22 protein-coding genes and 1 tRNA gene are annotated in these 22,787 nt (G+C 49.8%); 15 read left to right on the plus strand and 8 right to left on the minus strand.

Annotated elements, in window-relative coordinates; all coding sequences use genetic code 11:
* Window positions 1–161 precede the first annotated feature (161 nt).
* From ABWV76_RS20025 to ABWV76_RS20045, 5 genes are all read left to right on the plus strand, one after another.
* Complete coding sequence (locus tag ABWV76_RS20025; RefSeq protein ID WP_026304896.1) at window positions 162–1,382, plus strand: multifunctional CCA addition/repair protein; 1,221 nt, start codon at window positions 162–164, stop codon at window positions 1,380–1,382.
* 1 nt (window position 1,383) lies between these two features.
* Complete coding sequence (locus ABWV76_RS20030) at window positions 1,384–2,103, plus strand: pteridine reductase (protein WP_342664441.1); 720 nt, start codon at window positions 1,384–1,386, stop codon at window positions 2,101–2,103.
* Between the two features lie 76 nt (window positions 2,104–2,179).
* Window positions 2,180–2,875 carry a response regulator transcription factor gene (locus ABWV76_RS20035; protein WP_353377069.1) on the plus strand — a complete coding sequence of 232 codons (696 nt, stop codon included), beginning with the start codon at window positions 2,180–2,182 and terminating at the stop codon, window positions 2,873–2,875.
* Window positions 2,859–4,106: a sensor histidine kinase gene (locus ABWV76_RS20040; RefSeq protein WP_353377070.1), complete on the plus strand. Its 1,248-nt coding sequence runs from the start codon at window positions 2,859–2,861 to the stop codon at window positions 4,104–4,106. Before ABWV76_RS20035 ends, ABWV76_RS20040 begins: the two co-directional genes overlap by 17 nt.
* A 211-nt stretch (window positions 4,107–4,317) precedes the next feature.
* A complete protein-coding gene (locus tag ABWV76_RS20045; protein WP_353377071.1) occupies window positions 4,318–5,376 on the plus strand; it encodes a type 1 glutamine amidotransferase domain-containing protein in 1,059 nt (352 codons plus the stop codon).
* Window positions 5,377–5,397: 21 nt separating this feature from the next.
* Here the strand turns inward: ABWV76_RS20045 and ABWV76_RS20050 are convergent, their stop codons facing one another.
* Window positions 5,398–5,859: a winged helix-turn-helix transcriptional regulator gene (locus ABWV76_RS20050; protein WP_026304897.1), complete on the minus strand. Its 462-nt coding sequence runs from the start codon at window positions 5,857–5,859 to the stop codon at window positions 5,398–5,400.
* A gap of 415 nt (window positions 5,860–6,274) precedes the next feature.
* On the opposite strand from ABWV76_RS20050, the gene ABWV76_RS20055 reads away from it, so the two are divergent.
* The gene (locus ABWV76_RS20055) at window positions 6,275–7,387 is read left to right on the plus strand and encodes an NADH:flavin oxidoreductase (RefSeq protein WP_282951783.1); all 1,113 of its coding nucleotides are present in this window, start codon (window positions 6,275–6,277) and stop codon (window positions 7,385–7,387) included.
* Between the two features lie 70 nt (window positions 7,388–7,457).
* On the opposite strand, the gene folK is transcribed toward ABWV76_RS20055, so the two are convergent.
* Genes folK through tsaD form a run of 3 tightly spaced genes read right to left on the minus strand, consistent with a single transcriptional unit; the run spans window position 7,458 to window position 9,421 of the window.
* The gene (gene folK / locus ABWV76_RS20060) at window positions 7,458–7,949 is read right to left on the minus strand and encodes a 2-amino-4-hydroxy-6-hydroxymethyldihydropteridine diphosphokinase (protein ID WP_282951784.1); all 492 of its coding nucleotides are present in this window, start codon (window positions 7,947–7,949) and stop codon (window positions 7,458–7,460) included.
* Between the two features lie 2 nt (window positions 7,950–7,951).
* Window positions 7,952–8,341 (minus strand): dihydroneopterin aldolase, encoded by a 390-nt coding sequence (folB, locus tag ABWV76_RS20065; protein ID WP_020411528.1) that lies wholly within the window; start codon window positions 8,339–8,341, stop codon window positions 7,952–7,954.
* Between the two features lie 45 nt (window positions 8,342–8,386).
* Window positions 8,387–9,421, minus strand: coding sequence for a tRNA (adenosine(37)-N6)-threonylcarbamoyltransferase complex transferase subunit TsaD (tsaD, locus tag ABWV76_RS20070; protein WP_353377072.1), 1,035 nt, complete (start codon window positions 9,419–9,421; stop codon window positions 8,387–8,389).
* A gap of 173 nt (window positions 9,422–9,594) precedes the next feature.
* Here tsaD and rpsU point away from each other — a divergent pair, with 173 nt between their 5' ends.
* The 6 genes from rpsU to ABWV76_RS20100 all read left to right on the plus strand — a co-directional run bounded on the left by rpsU (window position 9,595) and on the right by ABWV76_RS20100 (window position 15,405).
* On the plus strand, window positions 9,595–9,810 hold the full coding sequence (rpsU, locus tag ABWV76_RS20075; RefSeq protein WP_020411530.1) for a 30S ribosomal protein S21: 216 nt from the start codon (window positions 9,595–9,597) through the stop codon (window positions 9,808–9,810).
* 199 nt (window positions 9,811–10,009) lie between these two features.
* Window positions 10,010–10,456 carry a GatB/YqeY domain-containing protein gene (locus tag ABWV76_RS20080; RefSeq protein WP_020411531.1) on the plus strand — a complete coding sequence of 149 codons (447 nt, stop codon included), beginning with the start codon at window positions 10,010–10,012 and terminating at the stop codon, window positions 10,454–10,456.
* Between the two features lie 19 nt (window positions 10,457–10,475).
* Window positions 10,476–12,452, plus strand: coding sequence for a DNA primase (gene dnaG, locus ABWV76_RS20085; protein ID WP_353377073.1), 1,977 nt, complete (start codon window positions 10,476–10,478; stop codon window positions 12,450–12,452).
* A 195-nt stretch (window positions 12,453–12,647) separates the two neighbouring features.
* Window positions 12,648–14,510, plus strand: a complete 1,863-nt coding sequence (gene rpoD, locus ABWV76_RS20090; RefSeq protein WP_020411533.1) for an RNA polymerase sigma factor RpoD — start codon at window positions 12,648–12,650, stop codon at window positions 14,508–14,510.
* 91 nt (window positions 14,511–14,601) lie between these two features.
* Complete coding sequence (locus ABWV76_RS20095) at window positions 14,602–15,021, plus strand: diacylglycerol kinase (protein ID WP_353377074.1); 420 nt, start codon at window positions 14,602–14,604, stop codon at window positions 15,019–15,021.
* A 307-nt stretch (window positions 15,022–15,328) separates the two neighbouring features.
* Window positions 15,329–15,405 (plus strand) — tRNA-Ile (locus ABWV76_RS20100).
* 534 nt (window positions 15,406–15,939) lie between these two features.
* On the opposite strand, the gene ABWV76_RS20105 is transcribed toward ABWV76_RS20100, so the two are convergent.
* Both ABWV76_RS20105 and ABWV76_RS20110 read right to left on the minus strand, forming a co-directional pair.
* Complete coding sequence (locus ABWV76_RS20105) at window positions 15,940–16,425, minus strand: hypothetical protein (RefSeq protein ID WP_353377075.1); 486 nt, start codon at window positions 16,423–16,425, stop codon at window positions 15,940–15,942.
* 614 nt (window positions 16,426–17,039) lie between these two features.
* Entirely contained in the window at window positions 17,040–17,549 is a 510-nt protein-coding gene (locus ABWV76_RS20110; protein ID WP_157533303.1) for a hypothetical protein, read from the minus strand.
* A gap of 292 nt (window positions 17,550–17,841) precedes the next feature.
* On the opposite strand from ABWV76_RS20110, the gene ABWV76_RS20115 reads away from it, so the two are divergent.
* Entirely contained in the window at window positions 17,842–18,387 is a 546-nt protein-coding gene (locus ABWV76_RS20115) for an SRPBCC family protein (RefSeq protein WP_353377076.1), read from the plus strand.
* Complete coding sequence (locus ABWV76_RS20120) at window positions 18,387–19,400, plus strand: zinc-dependent alcohol dehydrogenase family protein (RefSeq protein WP_353377077.1); 1,014 nt, start codon at window positions 18,387–18,389, stop codon at window positions 19,398–19,400. Before ABWV76_RS20115 ends, ABWV76_RS20120 begins: the two co-directional genes overlap by 1 nt.
* A 339-nt stretch (window positions 19,401–19,739) precedes the next feature.
* Here the strand turns inward: ABWV76_RS20120 and ABWV76_RS20125 are convergent, their stop codons facing one another.
* Complete coding sequence (locus ABWV76_RS20125) at window positions 19,740–20,687, minus strand: GlxA family transcriptional regulator (protein ID WP_353377078.1); 948 nt, start codon at window positions 20,685–20,687, stop codon at window positions 19,740–19,742.
* A gap of 571 nt (window positions 20,688–21,258) precedes the next feature.
* On the opposite strand from ABWV76_RS20125, the gene ABWV76_RS20130 reads away from it, so the two are divergent.
* Window positions 21,259–21,534 (plus strand): hypothetical protein, encoded by a 276-nt coding sequence (locus tag ABWV76_RS20130; RefSeq protein WP_353377079.1) that lies wholly within the window; start codon window positions 21,259–21,261, stop codon window positions 21,532–21,534.
* A 60-nt stretch (window positions 21,535–21,594) separates the two neighbouring features.
* Here the strand turns inward: ABWV76_RS20130 and ABWV76_RS20135 are convergent, their stop codons facing one another.
* Entirely contained in the window at window positions 21,595–22,320 is a 726-nt protein-coding gene (locus ABWV76_RS20135; protein ID WP_282951792.1) for a CARDB domain-containing protein, read from the minus strand.
* Window positions 22,321–22,787 lie beyond the last annotated feature (467 nt).

The raw sequence follows: 22,787 nt of genomic DNA on the forward strand, positions 1-22,787 counted from the left end.
TTTTTTCGGGGCCTTTTTTTTATCTTGCCAAAATCTCACTCCTACCTTCCCTGAAATTCCTGCCCAATATCCTGTTTAATGGGCAGTGCCGGAACCAATGGATTTATGGCAGTGCAACTCTTCACCGGGAAACCGGTTTCTCCAGCCTTGGAGCGATTCTATTGAAGACCTATCTCGTTGGTGGCGCAGTACGCGACAAATTACTTAAACGCCCTGTAACCGAGCACGACTGGGTGGTAGTTGGGGGTAGTCCAGAACAGATGTTGAATCTTGGATTCCATCCTGTAGGAAAAGATTTCCCCGTTTTTCTACACCCGGAGACCGGCGAGGAGTATGCACTCGCGCGAACAGAGCGTAAGAGCGGACGCGGCTACGGTGGCTTCTCCGTAAATACGGATGCCAGCATTACTCTTGAAGAGGACCTGCAACGCCGCGACCTTACTATCAACGCGATCGCTGAATCAGAGGATGGTGCCCTGATTGATCCTTACGGTGGGCAAGCCGATCTAGAAGCACGGCTACTTCGCCATGTATCCACAGCATTCGCCGAAGATCCGTTGCGCATCCTGCGTGTAGCCCGTTTTGCGGCGCGCTACCACCACCTTGGATTTACTGTTGCATCGGAGACAATGGCGCTTATGCGCCAAATGGTCGAGGCTGGAGAGGTTGAATATCTGGTAGCGGAGCGAATCTGGAAGGAAGTAAGCCGCGCCCTTACCGAGCCCGACCCCGATGTCTTCATTCAGGTACTGAGGGAGTGCGGCGCCCTGTCCATCCTGCTTCCTGAGCTGGAGAACCTGTTCGGTGTCCCCCAACCACCAGAGCATCACCCTGAAGTGGATACTGGTGAGCATGTTTTACTGGCACTTAACAACGCCCCTGCCGAGCTACCAGTACGATTCGCAGTCTTACTGCACGACTTAGGCAAGGGGTTAACTCCCGAAGAGATTCTCCCTAGCCACCACGGCCACGAATCCGCCGGCGTGCCCCTGGTAAAGGCCGTCTGTGAGCGCTGGCGCACCCCAAAAGACCTGACTGCACTGGCTATCGGGGTCTGTGAATACCACCTGCATTGCCACAGGGCCTTCGAATTGCGCCCACAGACCATTATGAAAATGATCCGCAGTCTGGATGCCTTGCGACGTCCCGAGCGATTTGAAAACTTTCTACGCGCCTGCGAGGCAGATGCCCGGGGTCGTGAGGGGCTGGAGAATAGAGATTATCCACAAGTGGACTTTTTACGTGCCGCTCGCGAAGCAGCATCGGCGGTAACTGCCGAGGAGTTGATTAAACAGGGCTACCAGGGTGCGAAGCTGGGGCAGGCACTGGACCGGGAGCGCATCAAGGCAATCGCCAAAATAAAGGATAATTACATTGCGTAATGTGTTGATTACCGGTGCTGCCGCACGCTTGGGCCGTGCTATTACCAAAGAGCTGCATAGAGATCACAGGGTTGTTATTCACTATCGCAACTCGGCTGATGCAGCCAAGGCCCTGGCAAACGAGCTGAACCGACTTCGCCCCAACTCTGCCATAGCGTTGCACAGTGAATTGAATAGCGCCGAAGCCTGTTCCAATCTGGCCCAGCGCGCACAAGAGGCCTGGGGCGGTATCGATGTTCTGGTCAACAATGCCTCAGCATTTCACCCCACACCTGTGGGAAAGGCGACCGAGGAGGACTGGGATCGGCTGGTAGGCAGCAACCTCAAAGTCCCCTTCTTTCTCATTCAGGCCCTGAAAGAAACACTCAGCCAACAACAGGGCTGCGTTGTTAATATGGCGGATATCCACGCCGAGCGCCCGATGCCCGAGCACACTATTTACTGCGCCGCCAAGGCTGGGCTGGTAATGCTGACAAAAAGCCTCGCTCTGGAGCTGTCTCCCCAGGTCCGGGTCAATGCAGTCGCCCCCGGTGCCATTCTTTGGCCAGAGCAAGAGGCAACTAACGAAGCCAAGAAAGCACAGATCACCCAGCGCATTCCTTTGGCCCGAACCGGTGACCCCAGCGATATCGCCAAAACCGTGCGCTTCCTGGTCTGTGACGCCCCCTATATCAACGGCCAGATTATTGCTGTTGACGGCGGCCGCAACCTCAACATCTAGAGCGGGGCTTCACTTCAATTTCACCGGCACTCTGTCAGAATGTTTGGCAACTTACTCTGCCACAAGAGGTTTGCCGGTGCCCTCACTGAAGATATTGTTGATTGAAGATAACCTCACTATCGCCCGCCAGATTGCCGAATTCCTGCACGCTGAGGACTGGCAGATAGATTACGCCCATCGGGGTCGCCAGGGTTTACAGCTGGCCCTGGAACAAATCTTCGACCTGATCATTCTCGACCTGGGCCTGCCGGATATAGACGGCTTGGAGGTCTGTGAAAAGATCAAGGCACAAGCGCCAGTTAACATGCCAATTCTGATGTTAACTGCCCGCGATGCTCTCGCAGATAAAGAACGCGGATTTGGTATCGGTGCCGATGACTACTTATGTAAGCCCTTCGAACCAAGGGAACTGATACTGAGATGCCGCGCCCTGGCACGTAGACACCAGCTGCATACCAGTGAAGAAATCAAGGTGGGTGATTTACAGATAAACCAGCGCCAGCAAACCGCCTACCGGGATAAACAACCTCTGCCCCTGACAACTATCGGTTTTCGCATTCTCACTATGCTCGCCCAGGCGTCGCCAGCACCAGTAAGCCGCTCGGCAATCATCCACCATATTTGGGGTGACGAACCCCCAGAAACAGACGCCTTAAAATCCCACATTTATAGTCTTCGCCAAACATTGGATAAGCCTTTCCTGGTTCCCATGTTGAAAACTATCACCAATCTCGGTTATCAGTTGGAAATTCCCAATGCGCGAAACCAGTAATTTACAGAGGAAGGTCTTCGCTATTTTTGGCAGTTTTACCCTGCTGCTATGTTTGGTGTTTTTTGCCATCTGTATGATGGTGGCCTATGTAATTGAAGACCATTTACTCGATAACTTATTGGTCGGGGAAGTCCGCTACCTCGAACAGCAGGCAAAACAGGCTAAAACAATCCCAGAGCCACGCCTACCCTATTTAACGCTATACACTGAAAGCAAAGTAATTCCTACTGAACTGCGCACTGCCCTACCAAGTCATGCAGAAAAGGCAGAATGGTTTAGTGATACGGAACATCACTTCCATCTGCGCAGAGTACATTTTCCGGGCAACGATTCCGCCGTTCTCGTAGCTGAAGTCAGTGAATTACTCACTGTTACGCGGCAATCCTCGCAACTTCTCTGGCTCTTTGCAAGCGCCTGTATCTTGACCCTACTCTTAGCCCTCTATTGTGCTTTTCGTATTTCCCGTAAAACCATCGCACCTGTAGTAACCCTCGCTAAAGCAGTTAAGCGGCAGAGAAACTGCGATTCTCAAATTTCCCTGCCCTATAACAATGAACAAGATGAAATCGGTTATCTCGCAAGTACGTTGCAAGATACACTTAACCAGCTCAAGCTGACATTGCGCAGGGAAACTGAGTTTACCCGGGATACAAGCCATGAGTTGCGCACCGGGCTAACCATTCTGAAAAGCACACTGGCTCTCAGTCAAAATCGGGAAATGACTAAAGCTGAGAAAAATGAGCTATTAGAAACTGTTGCCGGTATGGAAAAAACTGTTAAGACACTATTGGCCCTCGCCCGCTCAGAATCTCTACAGTCGGAAGATATCCCATTGCGTGCTTTACTGGAGGAGCGTCTTTTAGTTCAACACCAGGTAATTGTACAAAAGCAGTTTCATGTTGATTTAAAGTTAGGGCACAAAGTCAGAGTCCTGGCCAATCGACACCTGGTAAGTCTGCTAGTCGATAACTTAATCAGCAATGCATTACAGCACGCTTCCAACCCTAAATTGGTTATTACCTATAAGGGGAACACACTCTTTTTTGAGAACGCCACAGACAACCAATTAGATTTAGAAACCTCCCTCTTGCCCGGCCAAAAGAGGGAGGGCAGTGACGGTATAGGTCAAGGCCTTTTCCTGGCCAAGAGAATCTGTGAAGCCTTAAATTGGACCATCGCCGTCAAATGTCGAAAAAATATTTATCAGTGTGCTCTGTCTTTTACACAGTAGTTTTCTAAGGTCCAGATTTTTACCGCAAAAACATACTGCGCTCGAGACGAACAGTGAATTGGCACCCATGCCTTATACGATCCCGAGTGCAGTTTATTATTTCTTCCTATTTAGCAACTACCATCTCACCTGAATTTCACCTTCCACCCCTTATTCTCCTACGAACTCACTAGAAGATTTTCCGTCTGCTACCGCAATTTTGGAGATTAATATGTTGAAGAAAATTGTTATTTCCCTGGCACTGACTTTGTCGGTATTTTTTGGTTTTATTATTTGGATTAAGGGCCTAATTCCACCCCAAGAGCAGGACTTTTCCACTACGACGGTCAGTGATCTACCGTATTTACAACAATTACCCAGGGAAAGCCGAGGAAAAATCTTAGCTGTTGTCACCAGTACTGAAACGATGGGAGATAGTGGCAAGGCCACTGGTTATGAGTTAACGGAACTGGCACGCCCCTATTACATCTTTTCGGCCAACGGATTTATTGTCGATATTGCCAGTCCCAGAGGCGGCAAACCGCCTGCGGTGATCGATAAAGATGACCTTGGGCCTTTCGACTATGCCTTTCTCAATGACCCGGAGGCACAACAAAAGGTCAATAACAGTATTCCTATCGATCAGGTATCGGCAGAGGATTATCGGGCCGTATTTTTTGTCGGCGGTAAAGGCACCATGTTCGATTTCCCCGACAATCCCCATATCCAGTCCCTGGTGCGGGAAATCTATAGCAGCGGCAAAATTATCGGAGCGGTTTGCCACGGGCCAGCAGCCCTTGCCAATGTCACCCTGGGTAATGGCGAGCCCTTGATCGCCGATCGGCAGATTAGTGCTTTTACTAACGAAGAGGAGCTTTTTCTTATTCCCGACGCCAAGCAACGATTTCCATTCCTGCTGGAGGATCGCTTACGTAAGCAAGGCGCGGTGTTCCAGGCTGGGCCCACTTACCTGGAACAAGTCAGCGTGGATGGCCAGCTTATTACCGGACAAAACCCCTGGTCCACCTGGCTGGCGGCTGAGAGTATGGTAAGGGCGATGGGGTATACCCCAGTTCCACGCCAAGTCACCCCGGTGGAGCAGACCGTCAAATTACTACTCACTTATGAGAAGCACGGCTTTACCGAGGCCGCAGAGAAATTACAGGAACTTCAAGAGAAAGGGGAAATAGACCAGCGCCTACTGGCCATGCACGGCGTTGTCTCTGCTATGCGCTGGGAGCCGGGCAGGGCTCTGGACATAATCAGACTGCTGTCCAAGAGCCAGGATTGATAGAGCCCCTCAAAAAGCCAGCTAGCCAGCCTGCTCTAGCGGCTGGCCATTTTCATCCACAAATAATACATCGCGAATACTGAGTTTTTGCCCTTGGGCATTCTGCACAACCATTTCAGGGATAGGTTCGCCGCTGTTTTTATCGACCAGATGCACGCCGTCTTTATTGCCATTCCAGCGCAGATTCCACTGGCGCAGGGCGATTACCACCGTAAACAGGTCGCGACCTTTTTCCGTTAAGCGGTACTCGTAGCGTGTGCCGTGCTCACCCGCATCAAAGCGCACCAGCACCTCGTTATCCACCAGACGGGATAACCGATCCACAAGGATATTCTTGGCGATTCCCAGGTTTCTTTGGAAGTCCACAAAACGACGGGTACCCAGCATCGCCTGCTTAATTATCAGCAGGGACCACCAGTCCCCCACCTCATTCAGGGCGCAAGCCAGGGAGCAATCAAGATCATCAAAGCGTTTACGTGACATATAGGGAGCCTCTGAATAACTCCGTGATACCTCTGGCATGCAGAGCGGTTCACAATCAAGGCGCGGCTTCACAGGAATGTCTAGACCTTTCAAGAAGTCGCAACGCGGAGTGTGAATCGCTCTGCAAGCCCCGAAGGGCGGGCCTTGAAGGCCACAGCTGCTGCGTTGCCGCTCTTGCCAAGGGCTAGGGCCATTCGCGGCGAGCTGCGCCTAACATCTGCAGCCTTCAAGGCCCGCAGAGGCATTACGGAGTTATTCAGAGGCTCCCTAGCCAGTATACCGGCAAAAGAGTTGCAATACGAAACCAGATATTGAACTCAACCTTAAAATAAGGTCTTATAACGCAACCGTTTTAATTGTGACCTAGTGGGACCAGTGAGTCCCAGTGTTGAATCGAGACATTCAGGAGAGAAATATGAGTGGTTCCCTGGACAACCTACTGCGTCCTTTCGAGCATAAATCCCTAAAGCTGCGCAACCGGGTCGCAATGGCCCCCATGACCCGCACTATGTCACCGGGCTATTCAGCCAATGACCAGGTGGCCGGCTATTACCGCCGCCGAGCTGAAGGTGAAGTGGGACTAATTATTACCGAAGGCACCTTCGTTAATCATAAAGCCGCAAACGGCTACGAGAATGTACCGGCAATCTACGGTGAAGCCGCTCTCGCCGGCTGGAAAAAAGTGGTAGACGAAGTACACGCTGCCGGTGGCCAGATTATCCCACAGTTGTGGCACGTAGGTTCCGTGCGCAAAGAGGGCATAGGCCCGGATAAATCAGTACCCGGCTACTCCCCCTCAGGCCTATTCAAACCTGGCAAGCCCAATGGCCAGGCGATGAGCAAAGAGGACATCCAGGAAGTTGTACAAGCTTTTGCGGACGCGGCGAAAGCAGCCAAGGAAATTGGGTTTGACGGTGTAGAGATTCACGGCGCCCACGGCTACCTGATCGACCAGTTTTTCTGGGAAGGTACCAACCAACGCGATGACGAGTACGGTGGCTCCATCGAAAATCGCACCCGCTTTGCAGTGGAAATTATCAAAGCGGTACGTGAAGCCGTAGGCGAAGATTTCGCCATAGTGCTGCGCTACTCCCAATGGAAGCAGCAGGATTACGAAGCCAAGTTGGCGCAAAACCCGGAAGAACTGAAACGCTTCCTGACACCGCTGGTTGAAGCTGGCGTTGATATTTTCCACGCTTCTTCAAGACGCTTCTGGGTGCCGGAGTTCGAGGGCTCTGATCTCAACCTGGCAGGCTGGACCAAGGAGCTGACTGGAAAACCGGTAATTTCCGTCGGCAGTGTCGGCCTCGACGATGATTTTATCGGCGGCAACAACCAGGGCATGGGCGGTACTGCCAACCCTACCGATCTAGGCGAACTGACCCGCCGTATGGACAACCAGGAGTTCGATCTGATTGCCGTTGGCCGTGCACTACTACAGGACCCACACTGGTTCGCCAAGGTACGTGAAGATCGTGCGGAGGAAATCACTCCGTTTACCAAAGAGGCGCTAATGAGCCTGAGTTAATTTTTACTGACAAAAAAAGCAGCCTCTAAAGGCTGCTTTTTTATCTACATTTTTTAAAAATTTTTTGGAATCACGGCCAAATAAATTCTACCGGCCACAATTTCTGCGAAGCCTGATCGTACTCATCCCAAAGCTGCCGGTAAGTCTTTTGCTCAACAGGGTGCGGTACTTCCGGTGCTATCTCTGCCAGAGGCTGCAAAACAAAGGCGTTTTTTACAATCTCACCCCGTGGCAATTTTACCCCGTCGACAATCCCGGTCAGGTGATCATAGGTGAGAATATCAATATCCAGGGTACGCGCGCTGAACTTGGGTCCGGAGCGCAGGCGGCCATTGGCATCTTCGATACCGCGCAAACAAAGAGCCAGCTGCCCTACCGGCAGGTTAGTTTGCAGCCCCACTACCAAGTTGTAAAAATTATCGCCCAGGAAACCCACCGCCTCACTCTCGAAGACCCGGGACACCTGTAATTCGCCAAACTGCCCGGCCAGGGCATCCAGAGCCGCGCGAATATGTTGCGCGCGATTGATATTACTGCCGAGGCTGAGATACACCTGAGCCACGTTTACACTCCCGCAGACATCGCTGCTGCACCTTTTGCTGGCCTTTCGCCACGCTCAATAATGACACCCACATCCCTGGACCCCCTGACCGCACCCGGCTTGGACAAACGCAGTCGCAGCCAGCTTACTGAAAACTCTTCCCTGACAATTGCCGCAGCCTGCTCCGCCATGGTCTCCACCAACAGGAACTCACTGCTTTCAATAAAGGCAATCAAGCGCTTGGCTACCGCCTTATAGTTAAGTGTGTACTCGATATTATCTGTGCGTGCCGCCTCACTGATATCGAAAGCCATCTCCAGATCGAGGCTGACGGTCTGGCGCACTTCCCGCTCCCAATCGTAAATACCAATAATGGTATTCACTTTTAAATCCCGTATATAAACAATATCCATTTATTGGCTCTTTTCTTTTTAACTGCCAGGCTGCTCCTGGGATTTTTAAAGTTCGGTCTTGGGCAATTCTGTCATAGGCCAGCGCGGGCGCACATCCACGGCTAAATCAGTCTGCTCCCCGACTTTTAAACGCAAACTACCGGCATAGGCAATCATGGCACCGTTATCGGTACAAAATTCATGGCGCGGATAATAGACACTGGCACCGTCCTTGCTCAGACTTGTTTCCAGGCGCTCGCGCAGCTGTTTATTTGCGGAAACCCCACCGGCAATCACCAGGGTTTTATAACCGGAGGCCTTAATGGCGCGCCGACACTTAATCACCAGGGTATCCACTACGGCCTCTTGAAAGGCCGCAGCGATATCCGCGCAGGTTTGCTCATCCGGCAAGCCATCTTCGAGGGCGTGCTGGCGCACGGTAGTCAGAGTGAAGGTTTTAAGACCTGAAAAACTGAAGTCCAGCCCTGGCCGATCAGTCATGGGGCGCGGGAAGGTAAAGCGTTTGGAGTCACCTTTCTCCGCCAGGGCAGCCAAACGCGGGCCGCCGGGGTAATCCAGGTCGAGCATTTTAGCGGCCTTATCGAAGGCTTCACCGGCGGCATCATCCAGGGACCCCCCCATCAGTTCGTAGTCACCAAGACCACGCACTTCCACCAGCTGGGTGTGTCCGCCGGAAACCAGCAAGGCGACAAAAGGAAAGGCCGGAGGGTTTTCCTCCAACATGGGTGCTAATAGATGCCCTTCCATATGATGCACCGCCACCGCTGGAACATCCCAACCATATGCTAAGGAGCGGCCAGCACAGGCACCTACCATTAGGGCACCAACCAAACCAGGCCCCGCGGTATAAGCTACGCCATCCAGGTCAGAGGGCTTGGTATTGGTCTTGGCCATTACCTGGCGCACCAGGGGTAGCAGCTTGCGCACATGATCGCGACTCGCCAGCTCCGGTACCACACCACCATAATCTGCATGCAGATCCACTTGGCTGAACAGGGCATGGCCTAGCAGGCCGGATTCTGAATCGTAGATAGCTACGCCAGTTTCATCGCAGGAAGTTTCTATACCGAGGACGCGCACTTGATCTCACACTCGTGACTGCTTCGAGGGGCCGTTATCATACTTGAAAATGGGGTTGCGATCCCGTAGGGGAGTGTTTAGAATTTGCGCCCTCGCTGTGAACCGGCCACCGGATGCAACTGCGAGAGCATTGCCGGAATGGCCGAGAGAAACGAATTTTAACAGGTATCCTAATGCCCTCTGTACGAATTAAAGACAACGAACCTTTCGATATCGCCCTGCGCCGCTTCAAGCGCTCCTGTGAAAAAGCAGGCGTACTGTCTGAAGTACGTCGTCGCGAGTTCTACGAGAAGCCCACCGCTGTTCGTAAGCGCAAAGCTGCTGCCGCTGTTAAGCGTCACGCTAAAAAGCTTCAGCGCGAAAATCGCAAGTTCCAGCGTCTCTACTAAGAGCCGCAGGCTGCATAAGCCTGTCGCAGCGAGACGGCCGGACGGGCTCAGCTCGTAGCGGAGCTATAAAGAACGGCGTGCGAGCCATACTCGCGCGCCGTTTTGCGTTTGGGCTAACGCATTTTCCCCCGCCCAGCAGACAAGCTATTCTAAGCACCCGAAACCAAAATTCATTGCCAACAATCCCGGAACACTCGTTATGAGCACTCTCAAGGAAACCCTGACCCAGGCCACCAAAGACGCAATGAAAGCGCGAGACAAAGAGCGCCTGGCTACCCTGCGCCTGATCAATGCCGAAGTTAAACGCGTTGAAGTCGACGAGCGCATCGACCTTGATGACGCCCGCATCCTCGCCCTGCTGGACAAGATGACCAAACAGCGTCGCGATTCCATCGCCCAGTACGAAAAGGCAGGCCGCGCCGAGCTGGCGGCAGTGGAGCAGGCTGAGATCGAGGTAATCCAGGAGTTCCTGCCCAAGCAGCTGACCGAGGCTGAAATCAACGAAATCGTCTCTTCCGCTGTGCAAGACACAGGCGCCAGCAGCATGGCTGATATGGGCAAGGTTATTGCCCAGGTTAAACCCCAGGTACAGGGCCGTGCAGATATGGGCGCAGTAAGTAAGCTGGTAAAAGCCCAACTGGGCTAATCCTCACACGGGAAGCACTATGCCCAGCAAGATCCCCCAGCATTTTATCGACGACCTGCTCGCCAGAGCAGATATTGTCGAGTTGGTGGACAGCCGGGTTAAATTGCGCAAAACCGGCAAAAACTACTCCGCCTGCTGCCCCTTTCACGATGAGAAAACTCCATCTTTTACCGTAAGTCCAGACAAGCAGTTCTATTACTGCTTTGGTTGCGGCGCCAACGGCAACGCCATTGGCTTTCTCATGGAGTACGACCGCCTCCCCTTCCCTGAGGCGGTAGAAAAACTCGCTGCAACCCGCGGACTTGAGGTGCCCCGGGAGCAACTCGCACCAGGGCAAGAGAAACGCCAAAAAGAGAGCCAGTCCCTCTACCAACTCACAGAGAAAGTCGCAGATTACTACCGCGAGCAACTTCGCAGCCACCCTACCGCCGGCAATGCCGTGGCTTATCTACGCAACCGCGGCCTTTCAGGGGAGATTGCCCGCGACTTCGGTATAGGCCTGGCGCCCCCGGGCTGGGATAACCTGCTCAACGCACTGGCCGATACTCCAGAAAAAGCGGACCAGCTGGAACTGGCGGGCCTGGCCATTCGCCGCCAGGATAGCGATGGCAATACTAAGCCCAACTCGCGCCACCATTATGATCGTTTCCGCAATCGTATTATTTTCCCAATCCGCGACCAGCGCGGACGCGCTATCGCCTTCGGTGGACGAGTACTGGGAGATGAGAAACCCAAGTACCTGAACTCCCCTGAAACCCCTATTTTCCACAAGAGCCGTGAACTCTACGGCCTGTGGGAAGCACGTCAGGCCAATCGCAACCTTGAACGCCTGATTGTGGTAGAGGGCTATATGGATGTGGTGGCCCTGGCCCAGTTCGATATCCGTTGCGCCGTCGCCACCCTGGGGACCGCTTGTGGCGAAGACCATATCCAACTCGCCTTCCGCCACACCACAGAGCTGCTGTTCTGCTTTGACGGCGACCGCGCCGGCCGCACTGCCGCGCGACGTGCCCTTGAGTCTGCTCTGCCACAAATGCAGGATGGCCGCAGCCTTCGCTTCCTGTTGCTGCCGGAAGGTGAGGACCCAGACACCCTGGTGCGCCAGCTGGGCGGAGAGCGCTTTCAGCAGCTAATGGAGGAACAGGCCCTGCCACTGGAAGATTTTCTCTTTGATTTGCTCAGCGAGGATCTCAACCTACAAACCATGGACGGCCGCGCGCGCCTGTCCAAACTCGCCGCTCCTCTACTGGATTTGCTACCAGAAGGTGTTTACCGCCAACTGATGTTCCAACAACTCGCCTCACGCACAGGTCTCGACAAAGAGACTTTGCAGGAGGTTATCCAAGCGGAGAAAGCCCGCAACACCCAGGTACAGCGCAGCCAACCTCAACAAACAACAGCCGAACAAGAACATAGGGCGCCGCTAGAGCCCAATCAGGACTCCCAGCATCGCACTCCGCCAGAGCCCTGGCCACGAGATCGCGCCCCCTATCTGGCGGAAGCCTCCCCACAGGAACCTGGTAACCTGCGACGCAGCGGGCAATACCGCCTGCCACCGGAACGTATGCTTATTGCCCTTCTGCTGCACCATCCACAACTTTCTGCACAAATAAAGGACCTGGAGCACTTCCGGACAAGTAGTGATCCCGATCTGGCACTCTTTGCACAGCTGGTAGAACTACTCAGGAACCGCCCCGAATATAACCTCAATCAGCTACTCGGCTATTGGCGCGCCCATCATGGTGCCGAATCCTGCGATACCCTGGCCCAGCTCGCCGCATCCCAGCTGGTCTCCAGTATTCGCCAGTTAGCACAAGGCAATAGCAACCTGGAATACGATCCACAAACTGAATTCAGCGACTGCCTGCAGCGCCTGAAACAAACCGCTGACAAGCAGCGTAAGCGTGATTTACTCGCCCAACTGAAAAGTGGCACCCAGCTCAGCCAGGAAGAACAGCTGGCGCTTTTGGCCAACTGGCGCAGAAAAGACAATTAATCTGCATTAACCCCTTGAAAACTGTGGGCTCAACACTATATTCACACACCCCGCCGGGCGGGAACGGGAACCCCAGCACCCTAAACTACGCACTAACGCCGTTACTTGACAGCTAGAGTGGTTATTGCTATTGCAAATACGCTATAATCCCGCGTCTTTGTCCCGTATTTTCATCCCCAGAATTCAGGGTTGTGCATGACCGACAAAACCCAGCAACAGACCTCCCGCATTAAGGAACTGATCGCCCGCGGTAAAGAGCAGGGCTATCTCACTTACGCGGAGGTAAACGACCACCTTCCGGAAGATATTTCCGACCCCGATCAGGTGGAAGACATTATTGGCATGATCAACGACATGGGTATCAAGGTGTTCGAAAGCGCACCAGATGCCGAAGAGTTGTTGATGGCTGAAGGCGACAGCTCCGCTGACGAGATCGCCGCAGCCGAAGCAGCAGCCGCACTGGCCGCCGTAGAATCCGATGTAGGCCGCACCACCGATCCGGTACGCATGTATATGCGCGAAATGGGCACCGTTGAGCTGCTCACGCGCGAGGGCGAAATCGCCATTGCCAAGCGTATCGAAGAGGGCCTGCGTGAGCTGATGGCCGCTCTCGCCTATTGGCCAGGTGCAGTACAACAGATCATTGATGAGTACGCGCTAATCGAAAAAGAAGAGCGCCGTGTTCCTGATGTCATTTCCGGCTGGCTCGACCCCGCCGAAGATGTACCACCTGGTGCTCAAGCTGGCCAAGCCGCGGAATCCCGTGAGACCAGCGATAGCGATGACGAATCTGCCGACGACGAGGATGACGACAGTACCTCAGAGGAAGAAGAGGAAAACGCCGGTGGCCTCGACCCAGAGGAACTGGCAGAGCGCATGAATGCGCTAATCACTGCTCAGAAAGTTGCAGACGAAGCCATTACCGCCCACGGACGCGACTCCAAGGAAGCAGGCGAAGCCCTCGAAGCCGTGGCTGAAGTCTTCCGCTACTTCAAACTGGCACCGCGCCAGTTCGATCCGCTCTACGGCGAAGTGCGCGATATTCTCGACAGTGTGCGCAGACAAGAGCGCATCACTATGAACCTGTGCATCAAGCGTGCACGCATGCCGCGTAAGACCTTTATCAAAGAGTTCCCCGGTAACGAAACCAATGAGGATTGGATCCCGGCGATCATCAAAAAGAAGCGCGACTACTCCGACGCCCTGCGCCATGTAGTGGACGATATAGTACGCGCCCAGCGTAAACTGGCCCAGTGCCAGGAACGCTCCGGACTGGACGTAGGCCAGATCAAAGAGATCAACCGCCGTATGTCCATTGGTGAGGCCCGCTCTCGCCGCGCCAAGAAGGAAATGGTGGAAGCCAACCTTCGCCTGGTGATTTCTATCGCCAAAAAGTACACCAACCGCGGCCTTCAGTTCTTGGATCTGATTCAGGAGGGCAACATCGGCCTGATGAAGGCTGTGGATAAGTTCGAATACCGTCGCGGTTATAAGTTCTCCACCTACGCCACCTGGTGGATTCGTCAGGCGATCACCCGCTCCATTGCTGACCAGGCACGTACCATCCGTATTCCAGTGCATATGATTGAGACTATTAATAAGCTCAACCGTATCAGCCGCCAGATGCTGCAGGAAATGGGGCGTGAACCCACTCCTGAAGAGTTGGGCGAGCGTATGGAAATGCCGGAAGACAAGGTACGCAAAGTCCTCAAGATCGCTAAAGAGCCCATCTCCATGGAGACTCCCATCGGCGATGACGAAGACTCACACCTGGGTGACTTTATCGAAGACCAGAACCAGTCCTCCCCAGTGGACACCGCCACCCAGACCGGCCTGCACGATGCCACCCGCTCCGTGCTCTCCGGCCTGACCGCGCGTGAAGCCAAGGTACTGCGTATGCGCTTTGGTATTGATATGAACACTGACCACACTCTGGAAGAGGTGGGTAAGCAGTTCGATGTAACCCGTGAGCGTATCCGACAGATTGAGGCCAAGGCCCTGCGTAAGCTGCGACACCCGTCCCGATCGGAGCACCTGCGGAGCTTCCTCGACGAGTAAGCGCCAACTAAAAAGCCCGGTTTCGACCGGGCTTTTTTATGTGACACAATAAAGACCACCCTCAAGGGTCTACGGATGGCAGGAGAGTAATATGCAAAAAGAAGTCGCCAGCAAACCGGAAAAGTCTGAAGGAGTCGCCAATAAGCCGGGCAAAAAAGGCCTTGCTCGACTGATCGCCGCCGCCAGATATTCGAGCGAAGGCCTCGCCGCCGCCTGGCGTAATGAGGAAGCCTTCCGTATGGAAATCATCCTCGTAATCTTCATTATCCCTCTCGCCATCTGGGTCGGAGATACACCGGCAGAGCGCGCCATACTAATCGCCGTAAGCTTGGTGGTACTGCCCCTTGAGCTAATCAACAGCGCCATTGAGGCTACCGTGGACCGCATAGGTCCAGAAAAACACCCTTTGGCCAAGATTGCCAAGGACACAGGCTCCGCCGCCGTAGCCGTGGCTCTTATTTCATGGCTGATTGTCTGGGGCTGCATAGTAATTCCCAAGCTGCCAATCTAACCGCGACCTGTGTAAAAGCTCGAAGAGAAAAGCGGGAAGCTTAACTTCCCGCCCCATCTAAACGGCAGTACCAGTTAAAACCCTAAAATCATACGGTCGTACTAATATAGAAAGCTGTAAATTCCAACTGCCTTACCATTGACACTAAAATACACCGCCAAGTATTTCGTATAAAAAATAAACGATAAAGTTCACGTTGGCAGGCAAAGGCTGCCGAGAGGAAATCTCTGCCACAAAGGCATTGATTTGAAAGGAAAAATCTTGTACTTTCCCCAACCGCTTGCAACGATCCCCGCAAGCAAAGTGTGGGCCCTTAGCTCAGTTGGTTAGAGCATCCGACTCATAATCGGCAGGTCCTGGGTTCGAGTCCCGGAGGGCCCACCACCTTTAAATCCCCCAGTGAACCCCATGTTGTTGCGATCAAAGCTTGTCCGCTTTGGCCAACTTTTGGTCCCATAGGATAGCTAAATTATCCACCGCATCTTGAGGCCCTATTGAAACCATATAGTGTCCCTTGTGGCCAGGTTATATTCCATAGATAAGCAAAACTGACCGCAGACAAAACAGCAAAGCCCTCTCAAAAATCTCCACTCGCCTTCTCTTCCCAACATCTTCAGTCAGCCCACTACAATCCATACTTACGCTCGTTAGCTTTACATCCTCGGCCCACTTTTCTGGTGACCAATTAAAAACTACGCATAATTTAAAAAAAACCTAAGCTATTTTTAAATATCAGCCCTACAGAATTCAATTTTTATGGGCTAATAAATAGCGCATACTAGTAATTGAATAGACCCTCAATATCATCGCAAGTATTTGGAGGCACATTGCATATGGAATGAACACAAACTCATATATCAGTGATTTAGAAAGTCAATTCGGCTGACGGAGGGACCATATTCCCCCAAAACTTAAAAGCTAATTTCTTAGCTCTTCCTCGCTTTGCCGCTTGGAAATACACTTTTTCAGAACAGTCGGATCACAATAATTTCCAGTATCTACAAAACGACTTCGAATAATTTGTGCCGTAACATCTCCCTTATTCCCTTCATCAAGCTCAATACCGTCAGCACCAACACGCGAAAAAAGTGAGTCAATGACAGTTGTATAGATACTGCCTTCGCCACGTTCATCAATCCAGATACCATCACCATCAAAGGCTCCATACCCGACAGATTCTATCTTTACATTCGCCAAATGTGCAGATATAGACGCTGGTGAACCATCACCACCGCCACCCATGCCACCTCCACATTTATCACGAAGAGCACAGTCGGATATGTGAATACCATGATAAGCCGATCCGCTAACATGAACTTTTTCAAGAATAATATTTACAGTGCCCTTCTGACTCTCGCCTACCTTGAGATAAATACCTTTCCTACCAGGTTCAGCAAGATCCACTCTGTTCTCAATATGAAAACAACCAGGGCCTTCAAAATTCAGATTTGAGAGTGATAAATCAGCTTCCTCACTGATTCGTAAAAGGTCAACATTATTTTGAGTTATAATAATTTGTCCACATCATGGATAACCAAAGGCAATTTACCTGAGTACTCCAAAGGCTCCGCAATTCAAATATCACCGCCTGTTACAATGCTAATTATAGGAGGAGTCGAAAGTTTAGAGGCTATGGAAAGTACAGCGCGAAGAGAACCGGAACCAGAATCCCCTTAGATGTCACAACCAGAGGCTCGGCATAGGAGTTAAGTGATAGCAAACAACTAATTAAAAAATTCAAAAAACTATGCTGAAAAATATTTTTAGAGCCACTCAATAGAAGAATTTTCTAAAATTCCTGTTAGATTATTACCCTGCCAAAAAACAATCTTAACATCATAAAAATGTACAGTCCGGCCAAACCATAATTCGAAAAGATAAATATAGGCTGTCATAAAATGACACTTATTTGCCTATCAAAGATATTTTAAGAAGTAAAATCTTAACGATCTAAAAAGCTTATATACCATGGCATTTTAAATGCTCAATACCGAATATCATATAAAAGAAAACCTGTACTACAGTGGAGCTACAGTAGTGCGAAATAACGGTTGATTATTCATCCATGGAATTTTTTCAGCAGCATGGCATTTCATACAGGCTGAACGACCATTAGAAAATCCCTGCCATGCCTTTTTGATATCTCTACTCTCAAATGAACCAAGCACATTACCGTATACCAAGTCCAAGAAAATAGCATCGGCATTGGCTTTGCGTGCGGGGCGCTTGAGATAGCCATTTTTAATAGCAGTTTTTATTTTTTCCCAGTGGTATATGGCAAGATCAAAATTCTCATCCTGTAAAGCCAAGAAAATGCTTTTGTATCGATATCCCACTTCCCACATTGAAGCAGAAAAACCACCAAGATAGTTTTGCAGCAAAATCAAGCGATCTTTCTCACTTTCTGCGTTTAACAACCAGTCTCGCTCATTACCAGTGTCGTAACTCTCAGAATATGCAAAATTTGTTACTGATAAACAAACTATCAGAGTCATCAGCAATTTATTCCCATTCAATATCTTCGTCATGAGCGATAACCAGTTAACCAGCGGTGTATGTCTGCTAAATACTTATAGCAGCTTGAAGCAGACAAGAACGCCAAATACTCTTTAATTAGTTAAACAATTGTTGGTTTTTGTAATTTTAACCCTCTGATCAAATTTATTGGGGGAACTCAAAACATCAATCAGATATAAGATTTGGCTATATAAGAAATTATAAATTAAATTTATATTTATCCGCCATTATAATTTTATGAACTCCCTGAAGTAGACCTGCAAGATTGAACGAGATGCCGGTAAACCCGCAGGGAATAAGTGAATGGCCGGTGTCAAAATCGAGAAAATCACAATGAGTGAAATTATTTGGCCTCAGGGCTTTGTTCCAGGATTTACCGATAATTATTGCTCTAATGAGCTAATTGTCGCCGGATTATCTACTGCGGATATATGGCCATTACTCAACACCCCATCGCTATGGCCCCGCTACTATGCGAACTCTGCCAATATCCAATTCCAGGATGGGCTGGGGCCTGAATTGAGAGAGGGTACGCGGTTTTCATTTGAAACTTTCGGCTTTCCGGTTGAAGCGCGCTGTGTAGAGTACCTTGCCCCGGTCAAAGGGCAGCCCGCGCGAGTAGCTTGGCATGGATGGGCTGGTGAAGGAGATGCTCGTCTAGATGTTCACCACGCCTGGTTAATAGAAGATCTATCCGGCGACCGAGTACGTATCCTCACCCAGGAAACACAGAATGGTTTACCAGCCATTGAATTAGCGAAAACACGACCTAACCCTATGATTAACGGCCACCAAGATTGGCTAGAGGGCCTGAGAACAGAGGCACTTAAGATTAAAGGAAGAAAATAATGAAAGCACTGACACTAAAAGCACCTGGTGGACTGGATCACATATCTGTAAGCGATATGCAAGACCCAGGGGGGCCAGGCCCAAATCAAATTCGAGTTGCTATTGGCGCATCTTCACTTAACTACCATGACTTGCTTGTCGCCAACGGCAGTATACCCACGGAAGACGGCCGCATCCTGATGTCAGATGGCGCCGGCACAGTGGAAGCTGTTGGAGAAGGTGTGAGTGAATTTAAAGTTGGCGATTCTGTAGTTTCCTGTTTCTTTCCCCAGTGGCAAGCAGGGCCTGCATGCCACAACGTCTGGGGCTTCGGCAATACGCCGGGCGATGGTATTGATGGAATGGCTGCTCAGTATGTTGTTCGTAGCGCCAACGCATTTACCCTCGCACCTACAGGCTGGAGCCATGCAGAGTCCGCCACGATCACTACAGCCGGCCTCACTGCCTGGCGAGCCCTGGTGAGTGACGGCAAAGTGAAGCCAGGTGACACCATATTAACCCTCGGCACCGGTGGCGTATCAATAGCAGTGATTCAAATTGCCAACATGCTAGGGGCTAAAGTGATCGTGACTTCGTCATCTGATGAGAAGCTGAAGCGGGCAAAAGCCTTGGGGGCGACTGAGGGTATCAACTATAGAACCCATGCCCAGTGGTCAGAAAAGGTATTGGAGTTAACCCATGGAAAAGGTGTCGACCATATTATTGAATTAGGCGGCCCTGCCACCTTGGAACAATCGATTCAATCAGTCAGGGTCGGTGGGCATATTTCACTGATTGGTGTTTTGACTGGGAGGCAGGGTGAAATTCCAACCGCCCTGCTGATGGGTAAACAAGCCCGTTTACAAGGGCTTGTTGTGGGAAATCGCTGTGAGCAACAAGACTATGTGGCCGCATTGGAAGCCAATAATATCCATCCGGTAATTGATAAAACCCTCCCCTTTACTGATCTGGCAAAGGCCTTCGAGCACCAGGCCAAAGGGTCACACTTTGGAAAAATCTGTGTAGAGTGGTAATTACTTTTAAAAAAAATTTTTACCTCCCGCAACAGGATTTTAAAACCCTGATGCGGGGATAAGCTAAAAACTCTCCACTAAATTTAAATAGAGAATTACTGACTTCACTTAGCAAGGGGATATATAACTATCCGAGTATCTATTAATTATGAGAATAAGCCAGGAAATGATTACGTCAGCTTCTCGGAAGATATTGTGTAGCTAATACCCAGTAGAAATAAAAAGTTTCCTTTCGCTACGTTTTAAGCTGCTCTTACACATAACGGCGGAAACAGGAAATCCAGTGATCGCAGATCTAGTGGGTTATTTATTTTCCCAAATGCACAAAGAAATTTCTGTTTAACCATGATTTCTGCTGAAGTAGGAGGGAGATACGCCAAATTGGGCATAAAACGCACGACGAAAGCTATCATAACTAGCGAATCCGACGCGCAAAGCAACCTGTTCCAGGCTGAGACTTTCACAAGTAATAAGGTCCCTCGCGCGATTTATACGTATCTGATTTAGATATTGGCTTGGTGTGCTCTGCAAATGGCGTTTAAATAAGCGAGTAAGCTGGCGCTCACTGATTGATATTCTCTCCGCCATGTCCGGAACACTGATAGATTTCTGGTAGTTCTCAGCCAACCACTCCAATAATGGGTTGAGACGCATACTATCGCCAGACTGTACCTGAAGCAGGTCTGAGTACTGGGCTTGACCTCCTCGACGCTGCAGATATATGACAAGCTCCTTCGCCACACTCGCTGCAATCGTATTACCATGATCCCGACGAATAATCTCCAAGGCCAAATCGACACCGGACAAAACACCAGCGGAGGACCAAATCACTCCACTTTCAATAAACAATGGATCTTGTTCTACCTGGTAATTAATGGCCTGCCGAGCCAGTTGCTGGCAATGACGCCAGTGTGTAGTAACTCTGTGGCTCTGCTCGGGGAAGATCTTAGCCAAAACAAAGGCACCGGTGCAAATACTCACAACCCTACTGGCACTATTTGCAATTAACCTTAGCGCATTGAGCTGTTTGGAGCTCAGCTCTAGTTGCCGCATGCCAATTCCACCACAGATAACCAAGTAGTCCAACTGAGGTAACTGATAAATATCGCCGTCTACAGTTAGAGACTGACCATAAGCGGTTTTGACATGGCCGGCCTCAAGGCCAATCAGGCTACAAATATAAGCCTCACTTACAAAGCTATTTACCTCCATAAATGCATCCAGGGGACCAAAAAGGTCTAAAGCTTGGAACCCATTAGCAATAAAAAAACCTATTCTCTTAGCCATAATGCCTCCTCCGTGACTGCATTTTAAACCCTCATCCAAGTCGGAAAAGACACAAATACGGCCTAAACAGACATTTAATACTCCTAACTCATAAAGATCGTAAAACCTTAATATCAAATACTTCACTGGCTTTGATGGTGGCTTTCATGACGATGTGGTCTTAAGGAGAGATGAAAGTCTACTGCTTTTAGGCAGTTCGATTATTTACTGCCGTTAATGAAATAGATTATTTCACCTAAGAATTTTAAAGTTGAATGTAAAAGCCTTACGAGAAAGTAAATAATCTGAATCTCAACCTGAGAGCGATACTTGTTTTATTGGCTTCACTTGGATTATGCCAAAGATGATACATCAACAAACGAGCTCTATTAAATTCCAACTTGAAACGCACCTGAAATTTCCTCTAGCAACATAAATAGATTAAGTTTCACCTGAGTCATGCTTCAATCACTTCGTCGTCTAAATAGATAGGCATCTAGAGCCATGTACTATAGATATTTCCTACCTTAAGCTATACTCGGGCTTATTCGTCGAGATGTACCACTTTTTCTCAAACTGTAGCCAAACGAGTATGAGCCTTTCTTCTATTGCTATAGCCCTGCTTGCAACCAGTGCAACCCCAGATACCTGCACCGATGGTTTAGCGCTCGCTAGAGGCGTAGCTGCTATTACTTATGAATACCCTTGGCAAAGCGCCAATAAGAAAGACTATCTGGTGCGTAACTATCCACGTATGTATTTGATAGTCCCAAAAAAGCTCGACAAGAAATTGAAAGAAGGGGGCTCCCCCACTGCTACAGTCAATAAACAAAATTGCCAAGTAATTAACGTTTATCTCGCCCGCTAACTCATTAATCTGATCCCAGCCTCCCCAATCACTGTTCTGGGGAGGCCTATTTAAATATTCTTATCCTTGCTTACTGTACACCAAGGTATTATTGGTCTCATCACACTCTTCGACTATTTCCTTATAGTCGGCTGTGACTTCTAGATGCGCATCTGGATCAAACACCCAATAGCCCAAAGTAAAAACCAGTGTCACAGTTGCTCCCGGAGCAATAACCGGCGTAGCCTGAACATCATTTGCCAGAGTATCTGGGTCTATCAGTCGGGCAAAACTGGCTATAGAAGCGGATGCGCCGACATTGGTGATATCCACGGTTATCACCGACTGGCCTGATCCGCCATCCCAAACTGGATCATATATTTTACTCACCACTAAGTCCGGCTTGTCGCAAACACACAAGCACATATAATGATCATCCTCTTTCACTCCATAAGGCGTACCGACATAACAGTTGGCTTTATCATCAAATTGATTTCCATAGAGCCAATGGGAAAGCGGATCATTAATCGGCTTTTCAATAATTTCCGGATCTCGCGTAATTTTACAAACGTTAGTGCGCTCAAATTCCTCAGTCATATCCTTAGTCATTTCTGATTCTGGCACACCTCCCACCCAGATCGAACAGGTTCTACGACAGGTCAAAGGACCTTGACCCTGCCAAAAATTGGGATACCAACCCGCCTCGTAGTTCTGCATACTCAGATCCTGGATTGGATCTGCATAACTAACAGTTACCAAGGACCAAGTTAATCCTAAAGCCAAAAGAGCTAATAAATGCCTCAACATATCATCCTCCCTAAGAAATATTAATATCAAAAAATATGCTCAATCAATAACTGGTAAGAGTTTCAGGATTACTTGATGAGCAAACCGATTTTAAGAAGGCATTTATAAATTTCTATGTACTATCGAAAAATAATGGCGTAGTTTCAATTCATGTATAAGCACTGTAAGGATATATTTCTAGTGAAATAGCTCCTGATAGCCTGCTTATAATTCAAAAACAAATAATTTAAAGATATTTACTTCGATCGAAATAAGCGGTACAACTCTTTAAACGAGCCAAAAACAGTTACTGGCGCTAAACTACTCACATACAGACTCACTTCAACTAACCCTACCCACCCAACAAAAATACTTCTAGGGGAAAAGAATAGAAAACAACGTATTATAGAAGTACAACCTAAATTAATCTTATTTGTTGATTTTTTATATACTAATTTCAGAAGCATCAAATTTTAGAGCAAAATATA

It is taken from the genome of Microbulbifer sp. NBRC 101763 (assembly GCF_040371615.1).
GTDB lineage: Bacteria > Pseudomonadota > Gammaproteobacteria > Pseudomonadales > Cellvibrionaceae > Microbulbifer > Microbulbifer variabilis.

Coding starts and splice junctions, on each gene's coding strand:
- ABWV76_RS20115 (WP_353377076.1), top strand. CDS start 17,842: ATGGCCGGTGTCAAAATCGAGAAAATCACAATGAGTGAAATTATTTGG.
- dnaG (WP_353377073.1), top strand. CDS start 10,476: ATGCCCAGCAAGATCCCCCAGCATTTTATCGACGACCTGCTCGCCAGA.
- ABWV76_RS20095 (WP_353377074.1), top strand. CDS start 14,602: ATGCAAAAAGAAGTCGCCAGCAAACCGGAAAAGTCTGAAGGAGTCGCC.
- ABWV76_RS20055 (WP_282951783.1), top strand. CDS start 6,275: ATGAGTGGTTCCCTGGACAACCTACTGCGTCCTTTCGAGCATAAATCC.
- ABWV76_RS20050 (WP_026304897.1), bottom strand. CDS start 5,859: ATGTCACGTAAACGCTTTGATGATCTTGATTGCTCCCTGGCTTGCGCC.
- rpsU (WP_020411530.1), top strand. CDS start 9,595: ATGCCCTCTGTACGAATTAAAGACAACGAACCTTTCGATATCGCCCTG.
- ABWV76_RS20080 (WP_020411531.1), top strand. CDS start 10,010: ATGAGCACTCTCAAGGAAACCCTGACCCAGGCCACCAAAGACGCAATG.
- ABWV76_RS20130 (WP_353377079.1), top strand. CDS start 21,259: ATGAGCCTTTCTTCTATTGCTATAGCCCTGCTTGCAACCAGTGCAACC.
- ABWV76_RS20040 (WP_353377070.1), top strand. CDS start 2,859: ATGCGCGAAACCAGTAATTTACAGAGGAAGGTCTTCGCTATTTTTGGC.
- ABWV76_RS20135 (WP_282951792.1), bottom strand. CDS start 22,320: ATGTTGAGGCATTTATTAGCTCTTTTGGCTTTAGGATTAACTTGGTCC.
- rpoD (WP_020411533.1), top strand. CDS start 12,648: ATGACCGACAAAACCCAGCAACAGACCTCCCGCATTAAGGAACTGATC.
- ABWV76_RS20110 (WP_157533303.1), bottom strand. CDS start 17,549: ATGACGAAGATATTGAATGGGAATAAATTGCTGATGACTCTGATAGTT.
- ABWV76_RS20125 (WP_353377078.1), bottom strand. CDS start 20,687: ATGGCTAAGAGAATAGGTTTTTTTATTGCTAATGGGTTCCAAGCTTTA.
- ABWV76_RS20120 (WP_353377077.1), top strand. CDS start 18,387: ATGAAAGCACTGACACTAAAAGCACCTGGTGGACTGGATCACATATCT.
- folB (WP_020411528.1), bottom strand. CDS start 8,341: ATGGATATTGTTTATATACGGGATTTAAAAGTGAATACCATTATTGGT.
- ABWV76_RS20045 (WP_353377071.1), top strand. CDS start 4,318: ATGTTGAAGAAAATTGTTATTTCCCTGGCACTGACTTTGTCGGTATTT.